Below are 19,603 nucleotides of genomic sequence, written 5' to 3'. Positions count from 1 at the left end.
CTGATCTATCTCCCCGCTGACGCCCAGTGCATCAGTGCATCCAGGAAGGCAGACCCATGACGCAACACAACCACCATCATCAAGATCACCAGGCACATAGCGAACAATCGCCTGTTTCCCGCAAGCGTGGCGATGGCGATGCCCATGCCGGGCACGACAAGCATGCCGGCCACAGCGCGGCGGGCTTCCGCGACAAGTTCTGGCTCACGCTGCTGCTGACCATCCCCACGTTGATCTGGAGCGGGATGATCCAGCATTGGTTCGACTACACCGCACCGCAGTTCCCGGGCGCGGCGTACATCCCCGCGATGTTCGGCACGGTCGTGTACTTCTACGGCGGCTCGCCGTTCCTCCGCGGCGGATACCAGGAACTGCGCAGTCGTTTGCCGGGGATGATGACGCTGATCTCGCTTGCGATCACCGTCGCCTTTGTTTACAGCGCCGCGGTCACGCTCGGCCTTGTCGAGGGACTGGATCTGTGGTGGGAGCTGGCGACGCTGGTGGCGATCATGTTGCTCGGCCACTGGATCGAGATGCGTTCGATCAACCAGGCACAGGGCGCTCTCAAGGAACTCGCGAAGCTGCTGCCTGATATGGCGGTGCGGTTGGATGAGGCCGGTACCGCGAAGGAAGTCCCTGTCGCGGAACTGAAGCGCGGCGACCTGCTGCTCATCAGGCCCGGCGCGAGCATTCCCGCCGACGGCGTCGTGAAGGAAGGGACCAGCGCCGTCAACGAAGCGATGATCACCGGCGAGTCCAAGCCGATGGACAAGTCGACGGGCGACCGGGTGATCGCCGGCACCGTCAACGGACAGGGCTCGTTGCGTGTCGAGGTGACGGGAACCGGCGACGAGACCGCGCTCGCGGGTATCATGCGGCTCATCAAGCAGGCCCAGACGTCGCGCTCGCGCGCCCAGGCCCTGGCGGACCGGGCGGCGTTCTACCTCACGATCATCGCCATCGTCTCCGCCGCGGTTACCGCCATTGTCTGGCCACTCCTCGGTCGACCGTGGAGCTTCACGATCGAGCGCGTAGTGACCGTGCTCGTGATCGCCTGTCCCCATGCGCTGGGTTTGGCCATCCCGCTGGTGACCGCCATCTCGACCACGATTGGCGCACGGAACGGCCTGCTCGTGCGCGATCGACGCGGCCTGGAAGAGGCCCGTTTGCTGAACACGGTCGTGTTCGACAAGACAGGCACGCTCACGCTCGGTTCGCACCGCGTCGTAAAGACCACTGCCGCCGATGGACTCACCGACGACGAGGTGCTTCGCGTGGCCGCGTCGGTCCAGCGCGACGCTGAACATCCGATCGCGCAGGCGCTGATGACCAGCGCCAAGGAACATGGCATCGACGTTCCGATGTCGCAGGACTTCGAGTCCATGCCGGGACGCGGCGTGCGCGCAGTCGTCGAGGAGCGCTCGCTCCACGTTGGCGGGCCGGGTCTGTTGAGAATGCTCGCGGTCGAACCGCCGGAGACGCTTCGGCGGGCTGCCGAATCAGCGGCAGCCGATGGTCAATCTGCAACCTACCTGGTGGAAGGCGACCGGGTGCTCGCCGTGTTCGCGATCGCTGACGCCATCCGTCCCGAATCGTTCGATGCGGTCAAGCGTCTGCACGACAACGGACTGGAGGTTGTGCTGCTGACTGGTGATTCCACCGCAGTCGGCAATGCGGTCGGGAAGGAGCTCAATATCGACACCGTCTTCGCCGAGGTCCTGCCAGAGGACAAGGTGGCAAAGATCGAGGAACTGCAGGCCCAAGGGAAGCGCGTCGCGATGGTGGGCGACGGCGTCAATGACGCGCCGGCGCTGCTCACAGCCGACGTCGGCATCGCCATCGGCACAGGGACGGATGTCGCGGTCGAGGCTGGCGACGTCGTACTTGTGCGCAGCGACCCGCGCGACGTCCCTGCGATCATTGCATTGAGCAAGGCGACCTATCGCAAGATGATCCAGAACCTGTGGTGGGCCGCCGGGTACAACATCGTCGCCATCCCGCTCGCTGCCGGCGTTCTCGCTGCATGGGGGATCATGCTGCAACCCGCGCTTGGTGCAGTGCTCATGTCGCTGAGCACCATCGTGGTGGCGATCAATGCGCAGCTGTTGCGCCGGGCGGTACGGTCCCCATGAACATGAACTGGCGACACCTATGACCACGCGCCGGCTTCTGGCACTCAACGTTGGCTCGTCCACCCTCAAGGGCGCGTGCTATCTGTTGCACGCTGAGGGGCCAGGCGCGCAGCCACGCGTCGTGGAGCGCTCCCGGGCCGAGATTGCCGTCGGCGCGGATGCGCAAGAGCGACTTGCCACCCTGCTCGAAATATTGTCGATACCGGCGCCCGGCCCCGACGTGGTGGTCCACCGAATCGTACATGGCGGCGACCTGCGCAACGCCAGCGAGCTCGACGAAGATGTACTTGCGAAACTGGATGCCTTGGTGCCATTCGCACCCTTGCACCAGCCGGTCGCCCTCGCGTTCGCGCGTGCCGCGCGCCTGCGTTGGCCGCAAGCCCGCCAGGGCGTGGCCTTCGACACGGACTTCCACGTGACACTCGCACCCTGGAGCCAGCGCCTGCCCATCCCCGAAGCATGGGATGCGCTGGGCGTCCGCCGCTACGGTTTCCACGGACTCGCCTTCGCCTCTGCACTGCGAGTCGTGGCCAGCCAGGACGCCGGAATCCTGCGGAGCCGCGCCGTCTTCGCGCATCTGGGGGGTGGTTGCAGCGTCTGCGCCGTCGAGGACGGTCGGAGCCGCGACACCACCATGGCGCTCACTCCGCTGGGGGGAATCCCGAGCCCTACCCGCTCCGGGGATCTCGATCCCGGTGCGTTGCTGTACCTGCTCAGGCACGAACGGCTGGACGCGCAAGCGATTGAAGATGGTTTGTCCCGCACTGCAGGTCTTGCCGGCATCGCCGGGCACGGCGATATGCGCGTGCTGCTTGCCGATCCTGGCCCGCAGGCCCAGCTTGCCGTGGACCTCTTCGCAGTCCGGATCGCGCAGTCCATCGCGGCCATGGCCACGGGAATCGGCGGACTCGACCATGTCGTCTTTTCCGGCGGCATCGGCCACCGCGCGCCGGGTCTGCGGGCGCGGATCATCGCGCGCTTGGGCTGGCTTGGCCTGGCGCTGGCACCTGACGACAACGATGCTGGGGCCACGCGGATCGATGCCGCGAGCGGGCCGGCCATCTGGAACGTCGCGATCGATGAGGAACGCGAGCTGGCCGAATCAGCATTGGCCTGGCTGTAGTCCAGGGCATACCGCCAGGGCGGCCCCAGCCAGGATTACTCGCCGATCAGTGGCGTCGTGAGCACCGCTGCGAATCCACCACCTGGGGTGCGCATGTTCGTAGTCTGGCCCTGATAAAGCCGGGCCGCGAACAACAGCACACCCGCCTCGGACGCGAAGCAGCGCACGTCCGCCTTGAGGGACTGGCCCCCATGCACGATCCGCATGCTCGGTGGCGCGAAGGTTTGTGCGATGTAGGTCGCCGACGCCATCGACTCCCACGTTCGCTTGGTGAGCTTGTCACCTCGATAGCTGCCGCGACTGCCGAACCCTGCCGCAGGCTTGAAAAAGTAACTGTTGCGGGCTGCCCATAGCGCATCTCGGTTCCCAGGCACGACTTCAAACGTGGGCGGAATTACTTGGGCCAGCAGAGTCGTCGAATCTACATCAACCCCAAATCCTTCGAGCAGAGCTGGATCTCCGAGCACGGTAAGGTTGCGCTTGTCCGCGAAAAGCGCGTGCGCACGCGGATGCGGGGTGAGTGCGACGCTCCCCGCTAGGTAAGCCTGCCGAAGGTCTGCATGCGAGGCTTCTTCAAGGGCGAAATCAGTCAGCCGGTTGTAGACCAGGTCGATCCGACCGTTGGCATCTGCAAGCCCGCCTGGCCCAAAGCGGAGTTCTTCCGGCGCGCGTATCACGCAGTCCACGCCATGCTCCCGGAATGCGGCAGCGTACAGTTCGAACTCTGGGTAAAGGAACTGCTCCCATGGGACGCTGTCCACGATGGCCAAGCGCGCAGGCGCGCGGCCGGACTGCTGCCGCGCATCGTCCAGCCACGCGGCGATGGCCGCGTCGCCGGCCTTCGCCGCCGTTGTCCAGGTGGTCCACGCAGCCGGCGCGCAGGTCTGCACAGCATCGAGCAGCACTGCATTGAGAAGCAGCCCGCCGGGATTGGTGTTGACCTCGATCAACCGCGCACCGTCGACGGTCAGGTGGAAGTCTAGGCCTAGGACGCCACCCGCCGACCCCGGATCATGGCTGCCGATGTTCGGAGCCCATTGCAGGACGTGTTGGCGGTATTGCGGATTGCTCGCAACGTCGAAGAGCGCCGCCGCCACGCGCTCCATAGCCTCCAACGCCGCACGGTCGACGAACAGCGCGTAGGGGGAAAACAGGTGCGCGTGCACGGATGGATCAGTCGTAAACTCCGGAAAGTCGGACCTGATCGACTCGTGCAACCTCAAGACGTCGACCACCTCGCATGCGCACCGCTGATTGAGCGATGCATCCATCGAGGTGGCACAGTTGATATCGCACCCTGACTGACCAATCACTACCGGGCTCCTTGGATCTACGCCTCGACGCGGCCTAATTGCTGCGCCGCTGCGTCAGGGTACCCAAGCAGTCTGGTATCCGCTCTCGGAACAAGCGCCGCTTCAGGAAGGCTACAGACGTAGGGCGTCTCCGGGTCGGCAAGCTGGCCTGCCTACCCCCGATAACGGGCCCTTATCCGCCGCCCTGCCCTCCCCGGGCAACGTCCGCATGCGGCCAGAAGCGGGCATTGACAAACACCTGAGTTAAGCCGCGCCGCGAAGCGGCGTCGGCTTGAATGAATTGTTAGACCTTGCCTGCGGGCTAGTCATTGGCGAGATTTGCATAGGACGAGAGCTGCAGAACGCGAGCCTTAACGACCGCTAGGCGATCTGCCGCTCTCATTGGCAGGTACATGGTGCCGTCTTTGCCGTTGTACAGCGCATCAATCGCCTTGAACTCGGCATCCCGGAACGCGACCCACTGGCGCTGAGCATTGCGAAGAGCCTGCTTATCGGCGGGAGCCAAGGCGGACATCAAGTTGATGTACTTGAGGTTTAGCTCTTTGTCCCAGAGCGAATAAGCTTGATTGGTGCAGTTGACCATACCGGCCGTAGTTGAGTCTGCATCAATACACGACTCCAAGTAGCTGTCGATGTGGTGTTTGGCCGCGTGAGATGCAGGGGCGACCGTCAGAAGCGTAAGGAGCACGAAGTTACTGGCTTTCATGGTTGGCTCGCTGTGATGTTTTCTGCAAGGTCTAACACCTGAGTTAAGCCGCGCCGCGAAGCGGCGTCGGCTTGGACGAATTGTTAGGCGCGCGGCTAGTCACCGACGAACCAGACATAGGTATGCACCCCGACAGCGCGCTCCACAAGTGAGTGCAGCTGGATGAGATGCTCGCGCCACCGCGGCTGCTCGACCGAGGGCAATAGGTTCGCGAGTTCAAGGGACAGCTCCGGCAGCTGAAGCTGCTTAAAGAAAGTATCGCCGGCGGGGTCGATGAATTGGAGACAGCGGCTACCGGTCTGTCTGGACAGGAGGCCGGCCATTTGTGCCAAGGCGTTCGAATCCGGCAAGGCAGCCAAGATCCCACCGCGCTCATCCTTCCAGTAAACGTCGATCCCCATCCGCGCACCTAACACCTGAGTTAAGCCGCGCCGCGAAGCTGCGTCGGCTTGGACGAATTGTTAGGTGGCCGTCCCACGTAGGGTACGGGCCGCCTCGACTTGCTGAAAGAGTTGTCGTTCCAGGACCTCTGCGTATTTGGCAGCGTCCTGCAGCTCTTCCAGAGTAATCCTTTTGTTTCGGTTCTGCCGCGAGCGGATGACCTCTTTCGCCAGGAAGACGTTCTCTGGATGCACAGATATTTCTATCACTAGAGGGTTATGAGCTACCAGATTGCGAGTGCTCTGCAGCCCTTTGACCTTCTCCAAGACCGCAATCAGAGGTTGATGGTCGGGCGTGTCCAGTCCCTCGCATATTTCTAAGAGAAGTTCGACTCGCTGGTGTAGCTGTAAGCGTGTAGCAGAATCATGGATTTTGCTCAAGGAGATGAGCTGGATTAGCTCGAGAGTTGCAGCTTCGATGCCCGCGAAAGCGAGCAAGAGCTTGCCGATCCCGTTAGCCCAGTGCTGATGTTCGTCGAGCGTGATTGTCACAACGGCCACCTAACACCTGAGTTAAGCCGCGCCGCTTTGCGGCGGCGGCAGAGTCACAATCTTAGCGGGACTTTGCCGCCGCCGCGAAGCGGTGTCGGCTTGGACGAATTGTTAGGCTGCGTCACGTGGTTGCAGCGCCCCAGGCCCAGTCACCGCCGACAACAACGAAGATCTCCGAACGGAATCCTCGTGCGCGAAAGACCGCTTGCACCTTGCTACGAATATCGTCTCGTACGGTCGCAGCGTTTGTGCCGGTGAACGTGCCCATGACGGAAGTTGTGGGAATTACAACGTCTTTGCCGCCGTCAGATTTCTGCACTCGATGCAAGCCGATCCCAGCAAGGTCGGCGTAGGCAGTTTGGTAGTTCTGGCTCGTAGCGTTCTTGAGGTCAAAAGTGCAAAAGACGAGATAGCTCATTAGACGTTCCTCGGCGGTTGGCGGACTTGCCAAGGAGTAGTCTCTGTCGCCTTTGTCTCACCAGCTGAGAGCCTTGTTTAGCGGCCTAACACCTGAGTTAAGCCGCGCCGCAGCGTAAAGACAGCCGAAGCGACAACGGCGACTGGCGAGAACTTATCACGACGCCGCGAAGCGGTGTCGGCTTGAACGAATTGTTAGGTGCCGCTCTTTGCTGCCTGTATGTGTTCAAAGAATCCAGTTGATAGGCGTTGATATAAGCCGTTGAAGACAGCAATCGACGATCCGCTCAACGAGAGCGAGGTTACGTTTTGATGCGCTTTGGTTGACACCGGGTAACGACCCCATGAAACCGAAGCAGAGGATGCGAGCTCGCAAAACCTTGATTCTTCTGGAGTGAGTGAGATGCTTGCCCTGCGACAGAGCGCAACAAGGTCGTGCGAAGTGAGTATTCCTTGTAGGGTGCCTTCATGTACGAGCGTTGGATTGGCGCCGACAACGATGCCTTTGAGGACGTTTTCTAGAGCGAAGGCGGCAAGTAAGAAGAACTGCTTGAATATATCGAGATGCGGTTTGCTTAGATCGTCTGGCGTGCGAAGTCGTTGTCCTGTCGCTACCTGATCCTGCCAATCTCTCACAACTTGTTCTACGACTACATTTGCTGCGCGGTGCAGGTGCTGAGATGAGCGGTGCCATGAAATTGGCGATGCGAATGCAACAAATTGTTGGGCTGGAATCCCTGTCTCGTGGAGCTTGCCGATCTTGTTCTTGCGATACTCTGTCACGGCACCTAACACCTGAGTTAAGCCGCGCCGCGAAGCGGCGTCGGCTTGGACGAATTGTTAGCGCTCACACGCGATTGGTATGAGCGCTGATTTTTGCACAACGAGCCGCCGACAAGGCGCGCTGGAAGTCTTGCCGCTCCCAAAGCTGTCGTGCTCCAGAAGATACAGGTGGCCGGAAGCTAGCTGAAGCGCCGCCTGCCAGAGAGTGGAGTCGATGCCGGCCACTCGGAAATACGCAATGAGCGGCTCGCCACTAGCCAAGTGCTGCTCAACGCAACTAAGAGCGGCGCTGTCTCGTCCAGGCCAAATGACGGTCTTGCAGGAGGGCGCGAGGGTGCCAGCGATCCCAGCAACCTGGGCGGACAGCTCGGCAGGTGGCTGCGGCTCTGGTTGGTCCGACTGGGCAAGCAAGGCGGCTAATGCTACAGAGAGAAACATCGGCATCCGGCTACTAGCTAGTGAGCGCTAACACCTGAGTTAAGCCGGGTAGCGCAGCGGCCGCGGCGATGGGACGATCATAGCGCCAGCGCCGAGGCCGCGAAGCGGACTCGGCTTGAACGAATTGTTAGCGCCCGGTTCGTTGCTCTTGCTTCACCATTTCAGACGCAATTCCAACAAGTTTTGGAATGGAAGGCTTTGCAGATGATGTCTCGTCAAGAATCCTGGCTACGTACGCTGATGGGCCGTCATTTTCGTTCGGCGACCAAGTCAGTGCACACTCTCCGCCCCAGTCAAGGAAGTACATAGTTCCGTCATGACCACTACGCGACACGGTTGAAGCGTAGCGTGCTTGTCGGATCAGCGGAGCGACAACTCTATATTGATCGGAAGGGCTGACCTGGGTTCTTAGCTTACGAGCCTCTTGTGTCATGAACCATGACTCTGGAGGGGTGTAGCCTGACTTGTCCCTGTAGGTCAGTACGCTGAATTCGTGATCGGCGAATGCGATGATCTTGGGGCCTTCAAACGTCGGTGCGACTACAGCGATCAAGGCGGGGTCAGGAATGCCAGCGCCTCTTAGCGCTATGCGAGCTCGGTTGGTAATTTCACGATCCTCCGATTGGCAAGGAGTCATGCCTCGTTCGTGGTCGTAGCGGTATGCAGCGAGCTCATCAAGCTCTCGCCCGGAGTTGGGCAATTGGTCCAACCGAGCAGGCGGTATCAATTTCCATAAGAGAATTGCCACCGCTCCAGTGAACAGAAGCGTGATGGACAGGACTCGAGGAAGGCGGCTACTTTTCAAGGGCGCTAACACCTGAATTAAGCCGCGCCGCGAAGCGGCGTCGGCTTGAATGAATTGTTAGGCCGCGGCACATGGGTTGAATACTTGATGTCGCAGTGCTTTAGACCCGCTTGCAAGACCTCTGGGTAGTTCATAGCGTTTGTCATGTGGGCGCAACCACCGCCAATGTCTTTGGCACCACCTTGGATCTCACAGCGCCTTCTAAGCGTGCCCATGTACGTGAAAACAAAGGACTCGGCGCATTGGCGTTCTTTGCCTTGAATCTTGGTCCAGAACGTCTCCTGAATTGCTCTGTACTCATCAGGCGAGAATTCCTTGTGAGGGATCTCAACGAGCGGAGGAAGCTCTACTTGCGACACTGAATTGCTTGGCGTGCCCTGGTACGCGTAAACAGCTACTACCGCTGCTGCCACAACGAGCAAACCAGCAATCAAAGAAACGCGCCGCAAGTTCACCATGGCTGTTCCCTCAAGTAGCAAAAATTATTTTCCGCGGCCTAACACCTGAGTTAAGCCGCGCCGCGAAGCGGCGTCGGCTTGGACGAATTGTTAGGCCGCGGGCGCGTGCTTCCGCATGAGGTCACGCCACTCGGCCCAGAAGAGCTGCCAACCCCTCTGCTCAAACTCGTCATCGATCTGATCCTTCGGAGATGCGGAGCCATAGAACACCTCGATTTGCCGCGCAAAGCCAACAACTGCGCTGCGCCAGTCTTCAAGGGTTACAACGGCAGCTCTATCGCCCCGCATTAACCGGACCCGGGCAATCGGAAGGTGCTCCACAGTCATATCTACGCCGCCGCCACACCCCATGAGAATTAGGCTCTCATTCTCACCGGCCGGCCAGGCGTTGAAAGCACAGCAAGGCAGAAGAAGATTAGCCTCCGCGACCGGGTCAGTAGGCGTATGTGACGATTCAAGCGTGCGGAGCAGGTAGAACGCTGCACCGCTGAGGGTAAGTTCCCCGTCGCCAACTGTCACGAACTCGACATCACCAGCAGATAGCGACATCTCGCCGTGGGCACACTGGTCAGCCGGGTCGTCAGCCTCGCCCTTAACCCACCGCAGTCCGATCGCTTGAATGGTCACCACGCGGCCTAACACCTGAGTTAAGCCGCGCCGCGAAGCGGCGTCGGCTTGAATGAATTGTTAGGCGCGCTCCGAGGATCTAAGTAGGAGTACGCCACAAGTCGGACAGAATCGGTTGTAGAAGCTGACCTTATGACCATTTTGACAGGTGTGCTTTGTGAGCAGCCACGGCTGCCGTGACAAAGAAGTAAGTGCTCCCGCCTCAATAGCGAACACTAGGGCGAGACTGAGATGGCTGTAATCACTAGGCAAGAAGACTGCCTGTGCCACGATGCCTATCCCCAACGCAATGCAAAGTGCGGCGATCCAGATCGGAAAGCGTCTAAGCAAAGTTTCACGGCTGCCCAGCCACCAGTCGCGCTCGATAAGTACGATCTTGAACTGAATGATGCCGGTCACGCCACCAATCACAAAAGCGGATAGAAAGAGGGCTACGTAGAGCTGCACAGGTGCGTTGACGCCAACAGCCGAAATGGCCTGTGCAACAATAGAAACGGCGAAGGCCGACCAGGAAAGAGATAGAAGCCATTTCACGAGCCGTTGTAGTGACATGCGCGCCTAACACCTGAATTAAGCCGCGCCGCGAAGCGGCGTCGGCTTGAATGAATTGTTAGGCAGCATTCTCGTGAATCCATTCAAGCATCTTGTATTGCCTGGGTAGTTCTTGCTGGTAGCGGACGAAGCAAGCAATTACGGCGATGAGTGAGATGGCTAAGGGAATGGATGCTACGCGTAATGAAGCCTTACCTGTGGAGCCGGAAGCAACGCCGAGAGCCCAGCAGTGTGTTGCCCAAAGCATGGAAGTGAGAGCGCCAGCAGCGGGATAGATGTAACCGACCGGGTGAGGTTGCCACAAATTGTATGCGCAACAGATAGCAAGGCTCACTAGCGAGTGAGCGGTGGCGGCAATGACATTCGCTTTGTAGAGCTTTGATGGCATGCGAGATCGTTTCAATGCTGCCTAACACCTGAGTTAAGCCGGCCCGCCCAAGGAGAACCGGTTTTTATTGGAGCCACGAAGCGGGCTCGGCTTGAACGAATTGTTAGGCCTCACTTCCATCACGCGTCCTGCTCGGGCGCGATGATTGATCCGCCTTGATAGATCATATCTGCCACAACCCGACCTTGATGTGTCCTTGAGAATTTGGTGCCGTCAACCGGAACTCGGGCTTGCGAACCGTCAGACCGAGCGAAGAGTAAGAAGTACAAATCACCTTCGCGAATAACTTCACGGACTTCTATTTGGTGTATTCCGTTGCGCTCAACAACCACCAGTATCTCGGGAAGTGAATTGCCTTGATCAGTCATGTGAGGCCTAACACCTGAATTAAGCCGCGCCGCGAAGCGGCGTCGGCTTGAATGAATTGTTAGGGGGCACAGGCCGCAAGGTCTGCCGCGAGTTGGGGTACTTCACTCATTTCCTCATCCGTCAGGTCTTCTTTGGCGTTCAGAATCTCGAAGCGAGCCTTGGTTTTTGAACAATCGTCGCTACTTGGCGGGCTGACAGCGTCTGAACCGCCAATCGGTGATCCGTCTACGTTTGATACGCTGTCAGTGACGCCGCCGTTAGGCGTTGGAAAGACAGCAACGTGGTATGTGAAGGACTTGCCCGAACAAGCTTCAATGCTCCAGTGCTCTTCGGTGTTGTCACCCTTGGTTTCAATGACAACAGAGCCGACTGGTTTTTGATAAGGACAGTCCGGGTGCTGCATGTCATGCCATTGAGCGACATCGCGGAGCACGGCGCCAATCTGTGCATTGGGGATAGCGGTGTTACGAAATTCCTGGCCGAATGCAGGTGAAGTCACGAGTAGGGAAAGGACGATGAGCGATTTCATGTGGGTGCCCCCTAACACCTGAATTAAGCCGAGCCGCGAAGCGGCTTCGGCTTGAATGAATTGTTAGGCCGCATGCTGGCCTAGCCGGATTGGAGGACTGCTTTTGTCTGGAAACAGTCAAAGCAGACGAATACATAGATCATGCCGCAATCGGCGAGGCTAACGGCATCCCCGATTGAGTCGAGCTGGCCATAGAACGACATAGTCTGGCCGCAAGAACAGTTGGGAACCTGTGGGTCTTGCAGCCAGTCTGGTGCGCCCCCGAGCTTGCTGCGCGAGCCAACATCTCCCCCGGCCCACTCGAAGCCCACAACATTTCTGGCCTCGTCGGTTCGCGGCGAGAGCTCAAGGGGAATCTCTGGAATTGTCGGAATGTTGCTCATGCGGCCTAACTACCTATTAGCCGGATCTCTTGATCCGTTTATACGACATGCACCAGCCATAACGCTTGGATGGCTATCCGCATGAATTCACTGGACTTTAGGCTCTCAGTGCCTAACTGGCAAGGTGACGAATAACCGGACCCAGCATCAGTCTTGCCTGCCGTATGCTCCGGTCGTTTGACCCCAAAAGGAGCGACCCTCATGGGGTGACACCGTCCCCCCCTCTACTCCCCCACTGCGACTGATGGACCAGGTGTCGATTGTCTGCCGACGTCGCCACCTGAGCCGAAGGACCGAAGAAGCGTACCGGTTCTGGATCCGCCGGTACGTCCACTTCCACAAGCCGCACCATCCTCGCACGGTGGGACCTGAGGGCATCGTCGGCTTCGTGAACCATCTGGCGACGGCCAAACACGTCGCCGCATCGACCCAGCCACAAGCTCTCAATGCACTGCTCTTCCTGTATCGAGATGTGTTCGAGATTGAGATCGGTCACTTGAGTGGATTGAAACGTATCCAGCGACGGGATCGCTTGCCCATCGTCCTGACCGCGCATGAAGTGTCGGCCATCTTGCGTAGGATGGACGGAGTGACTGCGCTCATGGCCCATATCCTCTATGGCTCGGGTCTGCGTGTTACGGAATGCATGACGTTGCGAATCAAGGACGTCGACATGAAGGCCGGGATGATCCATGTCCGTGCAGGAAAAGGGGGCAAGGACAGGACCACCATTTTGCCGACACGGCTGCAGCGGCCGCTGCAGCGTCATTTGCTTCGCGTGGCGAGTAGACACCGCCAAGACGTAGCAAGAGGCGCAGGCTTTGCTCCGCTGCCCAATGCATTGGAACGCAAGTACCCCAGTGCTAGCCGTAGTCTGGCGTGGCAGTTCGTATTTCCATCGCGCGTTCTGCGGCGTTGTCCTAGCACTGAACGGTGGCTTCGCTGGCACGCATCCGAATCCGGCGTCCAGATGGCCTTCAAGACAGCCCTTCAGGATGCGCGGGTCATCAAGCAGGCGTCAGTCCACACACTTCGCCATTCGTTCGCGACTCACCTCCTAGCTGGAGGGACCGATATCCGAACGATTCAGCTGTTGTTGGGTCACCGCAACCTCAAAACGACGATGATCTACACACATGTCGAGCAGGCTGCGCGCAAGACCACCAGTCCCTTGGACTATCTGGACTTCGACTGAAGCCGCCGAAGCGGACATCCAACGGATGTCCGCTTCGGGTCGCATAGCGACGGTGATCGGCCACCTGCAAACCCGGGCACGATCAACAACGTGCACGAATCTCAGACTCTTGACAGTCCCCTCCCGACCCAAGCGGTCTGCTATCCGCCAGCGTGAACCCGTGCGACGCAACGAAGTGGCATCTGCTCGGAAAAACTTCTAATCCAAGCCGGCCAGCCAAGCGCTAATCGTCGGACTCACGTTTCGGAATTTTCTGACGCGACGGTACGAAGTTGCCTGATCGCGAGCATGAGGCTCATTGCGTAGTCTGGCCCTGTCGGCAACGCACGGGACCAGCCATCTGGCCAGGACATCCACCCGTTGCGCGCCCCGTCTGGGAGGATGGGGCTGCCGGCCGCGCTGGCCTGATGTCAAAATTCCATCCGGCAGGTCTAATGTTCAAGCTAGCGCGATTTTCGCTGATAGCTCAGGGCTGGCACTGTTCCAACGGCACCGCCCAGCCTCGATCATCTGCTTCGGCCAACAGTTCCGTGTACGCCTCGCGAAGTTCGGGCGATGCGCCATCGGCCCAAGCATGTGAGGCCAAGTCTCCCGCTACCGCGTCCCAACCGGTCCAAAAATCGACATACGTGGTCGATACCTCTGTACGTGCCATGTAGTCGGACAACGCTTGAAGTCGTGGATCAATCATGCGGCCTCCTGGACCAGTTCGTAGTACGGATGACGCTTGTCGTCGAAGATGGCGAACAACTCTTCGTCTGAACGACCCTGAGGCGTCAGCCACGCGATTGCATGCTCTGGCTTGATGTTGATGACGGTGCGGTCGTGGCCCTGCGCGGCCACTTCGGGCTCAGGCTCGTCGGTAATGGCGGCGAACGACCACAAGTCAGGTTCTTTCCCGCTGGGATCAGTCCAGTGGGAGTACAGACAGGCGATGAACATCGTCTCGCCGGTACTGGGCTGGAAGTGGATCTCCTTCGACCCACCTTGCCCGTCATCCACATTCTCGTAGAAAGTTTCGGCGAGCATGAGGGCATGGGTGTGCCCGAACTGTGGACGCCAGAACTTCTGAAGATTGTCCCTTCGGGCGTTGTACTTGCCCGACACCTGCCCCGTCTTCGTGTAGTCGGTCCCGGGATCCATGCCTTGGGGCCGACACAGGTAGCGCATCGGCCGAACGATGGGCTTGCCGTCCTCCACCAGAAGGACCGGGGCATACCACAGAGGGAAGATACGATCGTCTTGCGTCGGCTTGTGGCTCGTCCGCTTGGCGTCGGCAATCCAGCGCTCCATCTGCTTGATCTTGTTGGTAGCGATCCGTTGTTCGTTGGCCGCGGTCTTCGTCGGCTTGGTGGCCAGCTTGGCCTCGGCCGCAGCCAACCGTGCCTGCTGCTTTTCCAGCTCGGTCTCACTTTCTCCCAACTTACGACCGTTCCAAGTGGCGACCAGATCCTGGATCGAGCGCTCCAAGTCGGTCTGGGGACGCAGAAAGTTCAGATCCATCCCTTTGGGGATCTTGGTGCCGTCCGACAGCTTGTTCCTGACTCGATACCGCTCTTCCCGGCCCAGGTATAACTCCCAGAACGCTTTGATGTCGATGTCGGCACCGAACCGTTTCACGTAGCCGTCGTAGAGGGTCCAAGCTTCTGCGCTGTAGCACATGCGATCTTCCTCAAGTCGATGGGCGCTGGGCGCGAACCAGTGCGCGATGTCGCATCCCGACGCGATCCTGGAAAAGCCTATAACACGCACGTGATGGGGTGGCAGGCACATGCGGTCGAGCGCCCAAAGTCGGAATTCGGCCTGTTTCGGGCCTCCTCGCTCGGTGCGGCGCAATCGCCGGTCTGGGCCCCGGCTGGTCGACACCCCTGTTCAGGAACTCCTGTTAGTATTTTTACTACCTGCGCGGCTATCCTGTCTCCCCGGTGCGCGCCCCCAGCATTCCTGCTGAGGGGCTGCGATCTCATCGGGTGAGTCACCGACCCCTGAAGCTCGCCTCCATGTTGATCCCCGTCTCTTCTCGCCCCCTTCCCACCCCTCCCACGTTGCTGGGTCCGGTGCCATCGCTCGGCGCCCCTGTCCTGCCACTGCTGCTTGCGCGTGCCGCCTGTGGGTTCCCCAGTCCGGCCGAAGACTTCTTCCAGGAGGACGACCGGCTGGACCTCAACGAGCGCCTGATCGCCAACCCTCCGGCCACCTTCCTCATGAAGGCAGACTGTGGCGGCTCGATGGTCGACTACGGGATCCAGGACGGCGACCTGCTCGTTGTCGACCGATCCGTTTCCCCGCGCCCAGGGCACACGGTGGTGGCTCTGTGGGAAGGGGGCTTCGTGTGCAAGAAGCTCTACGTGCGCGGCAACAGGATCGTGCTGGCTTCAAGCGCTGGCTACCCGCCCATCATCGTCCCCGAGGACATCGAACTCGATATCTGGGGCGTGGTGCGGAGCAATATCCACTTTCACCTCTGAGCCCGGCCATGGTGCGGCGCCCTTCAGAGGTTGAACCTCCACGTTTTGGCCTGATCGACGGGAACACGTTCTATGTGTCCTGCGAGCGGGTGTTCGATGCCCGATTGCGTGGCAAGCCCACGGTCGTGCTGGGCAATGGGGATGGCTGTTGCATCGCCCTGTCCCCGGAGGCCAAAGCGCTGGGCTTGAAAATCGGCGTGCCCATCTTCCAGGTGCCAAAAGACATCCGTACCCAGGTCCAAGTGCGCTCTGCCAACTTCGCGCTGTATGGGGACCTGTCCGCGAGGATCGTGTCGATCCTGCATGACCTGTTTCCGCGGGTCGAGGTGTACTCGATCGACGAGAATTTCGTGGATGTGGCGGGCATGAAAGATCCAGTGGGTGCCGCGCTGGAAGCCCGCGAACGGATCCTGAAGTGGATTGGTATCCCTTGCTGTGCTGGTCTCGGTGCGACCAGAACCTTGGCGAAAGCCGGCAACAAGCTGGCGAAGGATCAATCCAAGCGCGCGGTCAATGCCGGTGCGCTGTCAGTGTTCCATGCCACTCCACACAAACTGGACGCCTTGGCAGTCGAGGACGTATGGGGTGTTGGGCGACGCTACGCCGCCCGCCTGAATGCCGAAGGGGTGACGACCGCCGCCGAGCTCGCCGCGCTCCCTGCTGACCATGTGCGTGCCCGCTACGGCGTGGTACTGGCGCGTACCCACATGGAACTTCGTGGCGTGCCCTGTGGTGATCTGGAACTCGAAGAGCCGGATCGCAAGCAGTTGGTGGTGAGCCGTACTTTCGGACGAGACGTGGTGGACCCGATGGAGGCCTTGGCGACCTTTGCCACGGTTGCCTGCGAGAAGCTGCGCAAACGCGGCCTGGCCGCCGGCGCGCTATGGGTGTGGCTGGACGGCAACCCGTTCAAAGGCGATAGCTTCCATGCAAGCCGTGCAGCGCCGTTCCCCATTCCCACGCAGGACACGGCCGAGGTGTTGCGTGCCGTGCGGTTCCTTGCCATGTCCATCATGCGCCAGACAGGCAAAAGCCGTGGCGTTCAAGCATATAAACGCGGCGGTGTCGGCCTGACCGATCTCGTCGGGGCCGAGGACCGGCAAGCGGACTTGTTCTTCAGGCCCAACGAAAAGGCCGAGAGAGGGATGGCAGTGCTGGATAAGATCAACGCCAAGTTCGGCCGCGGCACCTTAGGTGTTGGCACCGTGGGCTGGCGCGTAGGTGGCGCGATGGCTGGCGAGCGGCGTATGGGGTCAAAGGATGCTCAGTGGCGTCCTACGTTGCAGGCCTTGTCGCCCAGTTACACCACGAAGTGGGGAGACTTGTTGGCGGTGAGGTAGGCGTCCGCTCACGAGCAGTAGGTAAACGCCGCGGCCAGGATTTAGCCCCACGCATTGGGCCCTGACCGGGGTTCGAATTTGACGGGGATCACCTAGTTTTGGTCGCACGCGACGGTTTCTTCAAGGGTGCGTCGGCTAGAGGAAGCCAGTCGTGCCACCCCGCCCATGAGTGTTGTGCATCGATCGTCAGCGCTAGCTCGGAAGCACGGTGTACCCCTCTGCGTGTTCGCGCGTACCCTTCGCGCATCGCTTATCCTTGATCCCATGACACGCCGCCCAGTTCCCCCCATGAAACGCTCCCGCCATACGGCGCTTGTGCTAATGGGTGCCGCGCCCCTGCTTCTGACTGCCTGCTCGCAGGAGCCGCAGCTTCAGACCGCGGAAGGCTTATTCACCTCGGTCGAGGCGTGCATCGACAAGACCCAGAACCCCTACATGTGCAACCAGGCCTTCACCCAGGCCCAACAGCAGGCCGCAAGAGCGGCCCCTCAGTTCTCGTCCGTGCTCGAATGCGAAAACCAATTCGGGCACGGACAGTGCGGCACGCAGCAGACGACGGGCGGCCAGTCGTTCATCGGCCCGCTCATGACCGGCTTCTTTCTCTCGCAGATGCTCAACGGACGCAGCGCAGGCTTGGCACAGACCGCTGGCTCCGCACCGCCGCCGGGAACGATCAAAGGCGAACCCGCGTTTCGCACCGCGCACAACGACTGGCTGAAGCCAGGTCCATCGACGGGTGGTGCCGGGGCGGCTGCTCTTACCCGGGTCGATGCCCAGCCCGACCGTGCCATGACGGTGCGCCGTGGTGGCTTCGGCACCACCGCTGCTCGTCGCTCCGGCAGCTTCGGCGGCTGATGCGCCGCGTTCCCATCGCCCCGCGGCCGGACTGGCGACGACGCGCGGAGGCCTGCGGCTTCCAGTTCCACACCATCGACGGGGCGCCCTATTGGGACGAAAGCGCGTATTACGCGTTTACCTTAGAGCAGATCGAACAGCACCTCGAATCACCCACCATCGAGTTGCACCAGATGGCGCTCGCGCTGGTGGACGAAGTAATGGCCAGCGACGCCCTGATGGAGCACTTGGCCATACCGGAGGCGTTCCGTGACTACGTTGCGCAGAGCTGGCGCCGCCGGGATCCGCACCTGTACGGACGCATGGACCTCGCCTACGACGGTCATGGGCCCGCGAAGCTGTACGAACTCAACTATGACACCCCTACCTCGCTCTACGAGGCCGCGCTCTTCCAGTGGGAGTGGCTGGAGAACCAGCGCAAGCGTGGTGCCCTGCCTGCCCAGGCGGATCAGTTCAACAGCCTGCACGAAGCTCTTGTGGAACGTTTCGCCGAACTCGCAATGCGACTGAATCCACCGCTTTACTTTGCCGCGGTGGGTCTCAGCGCAGAGGATCAGGGCACGGCGGCTTACCTGCGTGACTGCGCCACTCAAGCCGGGCTGTCCGCCGGCGCGATAGCACTCGAAGACATTGGCGTTGCTTCGGACGGACGATTTACGGACCTGGACGATATCGCCATCGGTTCGCTGTTCAAGCTCTATCCGTTGGAAGACCTGTTTTCGGATCCGTTTGGTCTTGAGCTGCTACGGTCAAACCTCCAGCTGCTGGAGCCTGCGTGGAAGCTCGTGTTGAGCAACAAGGGCGTGCTGCCGTTGTTGTGGGAACGCCATCGCGGCCACCCCAACCTGCTTGAGGCCTACTTCGACGATGGCGCCCCGCTCAGGCCGGGATGGGTGCGCAAACCGCTGTTCTCACGCGAGGGAGCGAACGTGGAGATGCACTTGGCCAATGGGCGGTTCCTGCACGAAGCCGGGCCATACAGCGGTACGGCCATTCGGCAGCAGTTGCATTTGCTGCCGTCTTTTTCGGGACACTATCCCTTGATCGGCAGTTGGGTGATAGGAGACGCGGCTAGTGGCATCGGCATTCGCGAAGACTCCAGCCCGATTACGCGTGACTCGGCGCGGTTCGTGCCCCATGCGATCGTCGACGAGGTAGTCGGGCCCATCACCATCGAAGCTTAGGCCCTGCCGTTCCGCTCTGGGTGAGCCAAGAGTGCACCCTACCTATCCGCGGCAAACATACCGCCTCACGTCCTCGAGCTAATCGGCTTGACCTGATCACTTGGCGGACACCTTGAGGCGTGAGCCTGCCATGCGAGGGCTGCCATTGATACATGGCGTAAGTAGTTCGATACCGCCTAAACAAGCAAGACGAAAACTACGAGGGCGCTCGTGCGAGGTCTCCTACCTCGATCCTATGCAGTTCGTCCAGAACTGCCGCGACGCCGGCCGTGGTGCCCAGCAAGTCCAGCGGACGGGCGCCTAACACCGGACTGGAAGCAGCCAACCATCGCCAAGCCGCGTTCGCATCCTCGAAGACAGCGACGGCGCGTGTAGCCACCAGCTGGCCGGCCGCCGCCGATTCGGCCACCGCCTGAAACCGGGTAGATTCGTCGGCCGCGCGTGAAGCGCGTAAGCGGTCGCGCTCGTGGATGGCCTCGCGTTTCAAGTACAGCCCGCCCCCCAACGCAACCGTAAGCTCCCCCGTCAAGCGGACATTTCAAAAGTAGAACATCTGGCGGGTTGGTTGCGGTATTCGATGGGCGTCATGCCGTCGAGGGCGTCGTG

20 protein-coding genes are annotated in these 19,603 nt (G+C 60.4%); 7 read left to right on the top strand and 13 right to left on the bottom strand.

Going from position 1 to position 19,603, the window contains the following annotated elements; genetic code table 11:
- Positions 1-56 precede the first annotated feature (56 nt).
- Positions 57-2,132 carry a heavy metal translocating P-type ATPase gene (locus EDC34_RS00105; RefSeq protein WP_165921002.1) on the top strand — a complete coding sequence of 692 codons (2,076 nt, stop codon included), beginning with the start codon at positions 57-59 and terminating at the stop codon, positions 2,130-2,132.
- Between the two features lie 19 nt (positions 2,133-2,151).
- Positions 2,152-3,255, top strand: a complete 1,104-nt coding sequence (locus tag EDC34_RS00100; RefSeq protein ID WP_162797638.1) for an acetate/propionate family kinase — start codon at positions 2,152-2,154, stop codon at positions 3,253-3,255.
- 35 nt (positions 3,256-3,290) lie between these two features.
- Here the strand turns inward: EDC34_RS00100 and EDC34_RS00095 are convergent, their stop codons facing one another.
- The 11 genes from EDC34_RS00095 to EDC34_RS00045 form a co-directional block, all read right to left on the bottom strand.
- Positions 3,291-4,526 (bottom strand): hypothetical protein, encoded by a 1,236-nt coding sequence (locus tag EDC34_RS00095; protein WP_240311019.1) that lies wholly within the window; start codon positions 4,524-4,526, stop codon positions 3,291-3,293.
- Between the two features lie 343 nt (positions 4,527-4,869).
- Positions 4,870-5,274, bottom strand: coding sequence for a lysozyme inhibitor LprI family protein (locus EDC34_RS00090; protein WP_114958832.1), 405 nt, complete (start codon positions 5,272-5,274; stop codon positions 4,870-4,872).
- Between the two features lie 95 nt (positions 5,275-5,369).
- Complete coding sequence (locus tag EDC34_RS00085) at positions 5,370-5,675, bottom strand: hypothetical protein (protein ID WP_114958831.1); 306 nt, start codon at positions 5,673-5,675, stop codon at positions 5,370-5,372.
- Positions 5,676-5,735: 60 nt separating this feature from the next.
- Positions 5,736-6,206, bottom strand: coding sequence for a hypothetical protein (locus tag EDC34_RS00080; protein WP_132982814.1), 471 nt, complete (start codon positions 6,204-6,206; stop codon positions 5,736-5,738).
- 121 nt (positions 6,207-6,327) lie between these two features.
- Positions 6,328-6,624 (bottom strand): hypothetical protein, encoded by a 297-nt coding sequence (locus EDC34_RS00075; protein WP_114958830.1) that lies wholly within the window; start codon positions 6,622-6,624, stop codon positions 6,328-6,330.
- Between the two features lie 194 nt (positions 6,625-6,818).
- Positions 6,819-7,406, bottom strand: coding sequence for a hypothetical protein (locus EDC34_RS00070; RefSeq protein WP_132982813.1), 588 nt, complete (start codon positions 7,404-7,406; stop codon positions 6,819-6,821).
- A gap of 1,260 nt (positions 7,407-8,666) precedes the next feature.
- Positions 8,667-9,107 carry a hypothetical protein gene (locus tag EDC34_RS00065; protein WP_132982812.1) on the bottom strand — a complete coding sequence of 147 codons (441 nt, stop codon included), beginning with the start codon at positions 9,105-9,107 and terminating at the stop codon, positions 8,667-8,669.
- Positions 9,108-9,197: 90 nt separating this feature from the next.
- Positions 9,198-9,737 (bottom strand): hypothetical protein, encoded by a 540-nt coding sequence (locus tag EDC34_RS00060; RefSeq protein WP_132982811.1) that lies wholly within the window; start codon positions 9,735-9,737, stop codon positions 9,198-9,200.
- Positions 9,738-9,794: 57 nt separating this feature from the next.
- Positions 9,795-10,286 carry a hypothetical protein gene (locus EDC34_RS00055; RefSeq protein ID WP_132982810.1) on the bottom strand — a complete coding sequence of 164 codons (492 nt, stop codon included), beginning with the start codon at positions 10,284-10,286 and terminating at the stop codon, positions 9,795-9,797.
- 507 nt (positions 10,287-10,793) lie between these two features.
- The gene (locus tag EDC34_RS00050; protein WP_132982809.1) at positions 10,794-11,042 is read right to left on the bottom strand and encodes a hypothetical protein; all 249 of its coding nucleotides are present in this window, start codon (positions 11,040-11,042) and stop codon (positions 10,794-10,796) included.
- A 59-nt stretch (positions 11,043-11,101) separates the two neighbouring features.
- On the bottom strand, positions 11,102-11,572 hold the full coding sequence (locus tag EDC34_RS00045) for a hypothetical protein (RefSeq protein ID WP_132982808.1): 471 nt from the start codon (positions 11,570-11,572) through the stop codon (positions 11,102-11,104).
- 627 nt (positions 11,573-12,199) lie between these two features.
- On the opposite strand from EDC34_RS00045, the gene EDC34_RS00035 reads away from it, so the two are divergent.
- On the top strand, positions 12,200-13,150 hold the full coding sequence (locus tag EDC34_RS00035; protein WP_114958827.1) for an integron integrase: 951 nt from the start codon (positions 12,200-12,202) through the stop codon (positions 13,148-13,150).
- Between the two features lie 687 nt (positions 13,151-13,837).
- Here the strand turns inward: EDC34_RS00035 and EDC34_RS00030 are convergent.
- Positions 13,838-14,812, bottom strand: coding sequence for an SOS response-associated peptidase family protein (locus EDC34_RS00030; RefSeq protein WP_114958826.1), 975 nt, complete (start codon positions 14,810-14,812; stop codon positions 13,838-13,840).
- A gap of 338 nt (positions 14,813-15,150) precedes the next feature.
- On the opposite strand from EDC34_RS00030, the gene EDC34_RS00025 reads away from it, so the two are divergent.
- The 4 genes from EDC34_RS00025 to EDC34_RS00010 all read left to right on the top strand — a co-directional run bounded on the left by EDC34_RS00025 (position 15,151) and on the right by EDC34_RS00010 (position 18,997).
- A complete protein-coding gene (locus tag EDC34_RS00025; RefSeq protein ID WP_114959241.1) occupies positions 15,151-15,618 on the top strand; it encodes a LexA family protein in 468 nt (155 codons plus the stop codon).
- Between the two features lie 8 nt (positions 15,619-15,626).
- Positions 15,627-16,958 (top strand): Y-family DNA polymerase, encoded by a 1,332-nt coding sequence (locus EDC34_RS00020; protein WP_114958825.1) that lies wholly within the window; start codon positions 15,627-15,629, stop codon positions 16,956-16,958.
- 288 nt (positions 16,959-17,246) lie between these two features.
- Positions 17,247-17,813, top strand: coding sequence for a DUF1190 domain-containing protein (locus tag EDC34_RS00015; RefSeq protein WP_114958824.1), 567 nt, complete (start codon positions 17,247-17,249; stop codon positions 17,811-17,813).
- The gene (locus EDC34_RS00010) at positions 17,813-18,997 is read left to right on the top strand and encodes a glutathionylspermidine synthase family protein (RefSeq protein ID WP_114958823.1); all 1,185 of its coding nucleotides are present in this window, start codon (positions 17,813-17,815) and stop codon (positions 18,995-18,997) included. Before EDC34_RS00015 ends, EDC34_RS00010 begins: the two co-directional genes overlap by 1 nt.
- Before the next feature lie 196 nt (positions 18,998-19,193).
- On the opposite strand, the gene EDC34_RS12505 is transcribed toward EDC34_RS00010, so the two are convergent.
- The gene (locus EDC34_RS12505; protein ID WP_425477429.1) at positions 19,194-19,376 is read right to left on the bottom strand and encodes an antitoxin Xre/MbcA/ParS toxin-binding domain-containing protein; all 183 of its coding nucleotides are present in this window, start codon (positions 19,374-19,376) and stop codon (positions 19,194-19,196) included.
- Positions 19,377-19,603 lie beyond the last annotated feature (227 nt).

Source organism: Thermomonas haemolytica (assembly GCF_004346265.1).
GTDB classification, from domain to species: Bacteria; Pseudomonadota; Gammaproteobacteria; order Xanthomonadales; family Xanthomonadaceae; genus Thermomonas; species Thermomonas haemolytica.
The sequence above is the reverse complement of the archived record's forward strand: the minus strand, read 5'-3'. Positions and strand labels throughout refer to the sequence as shown.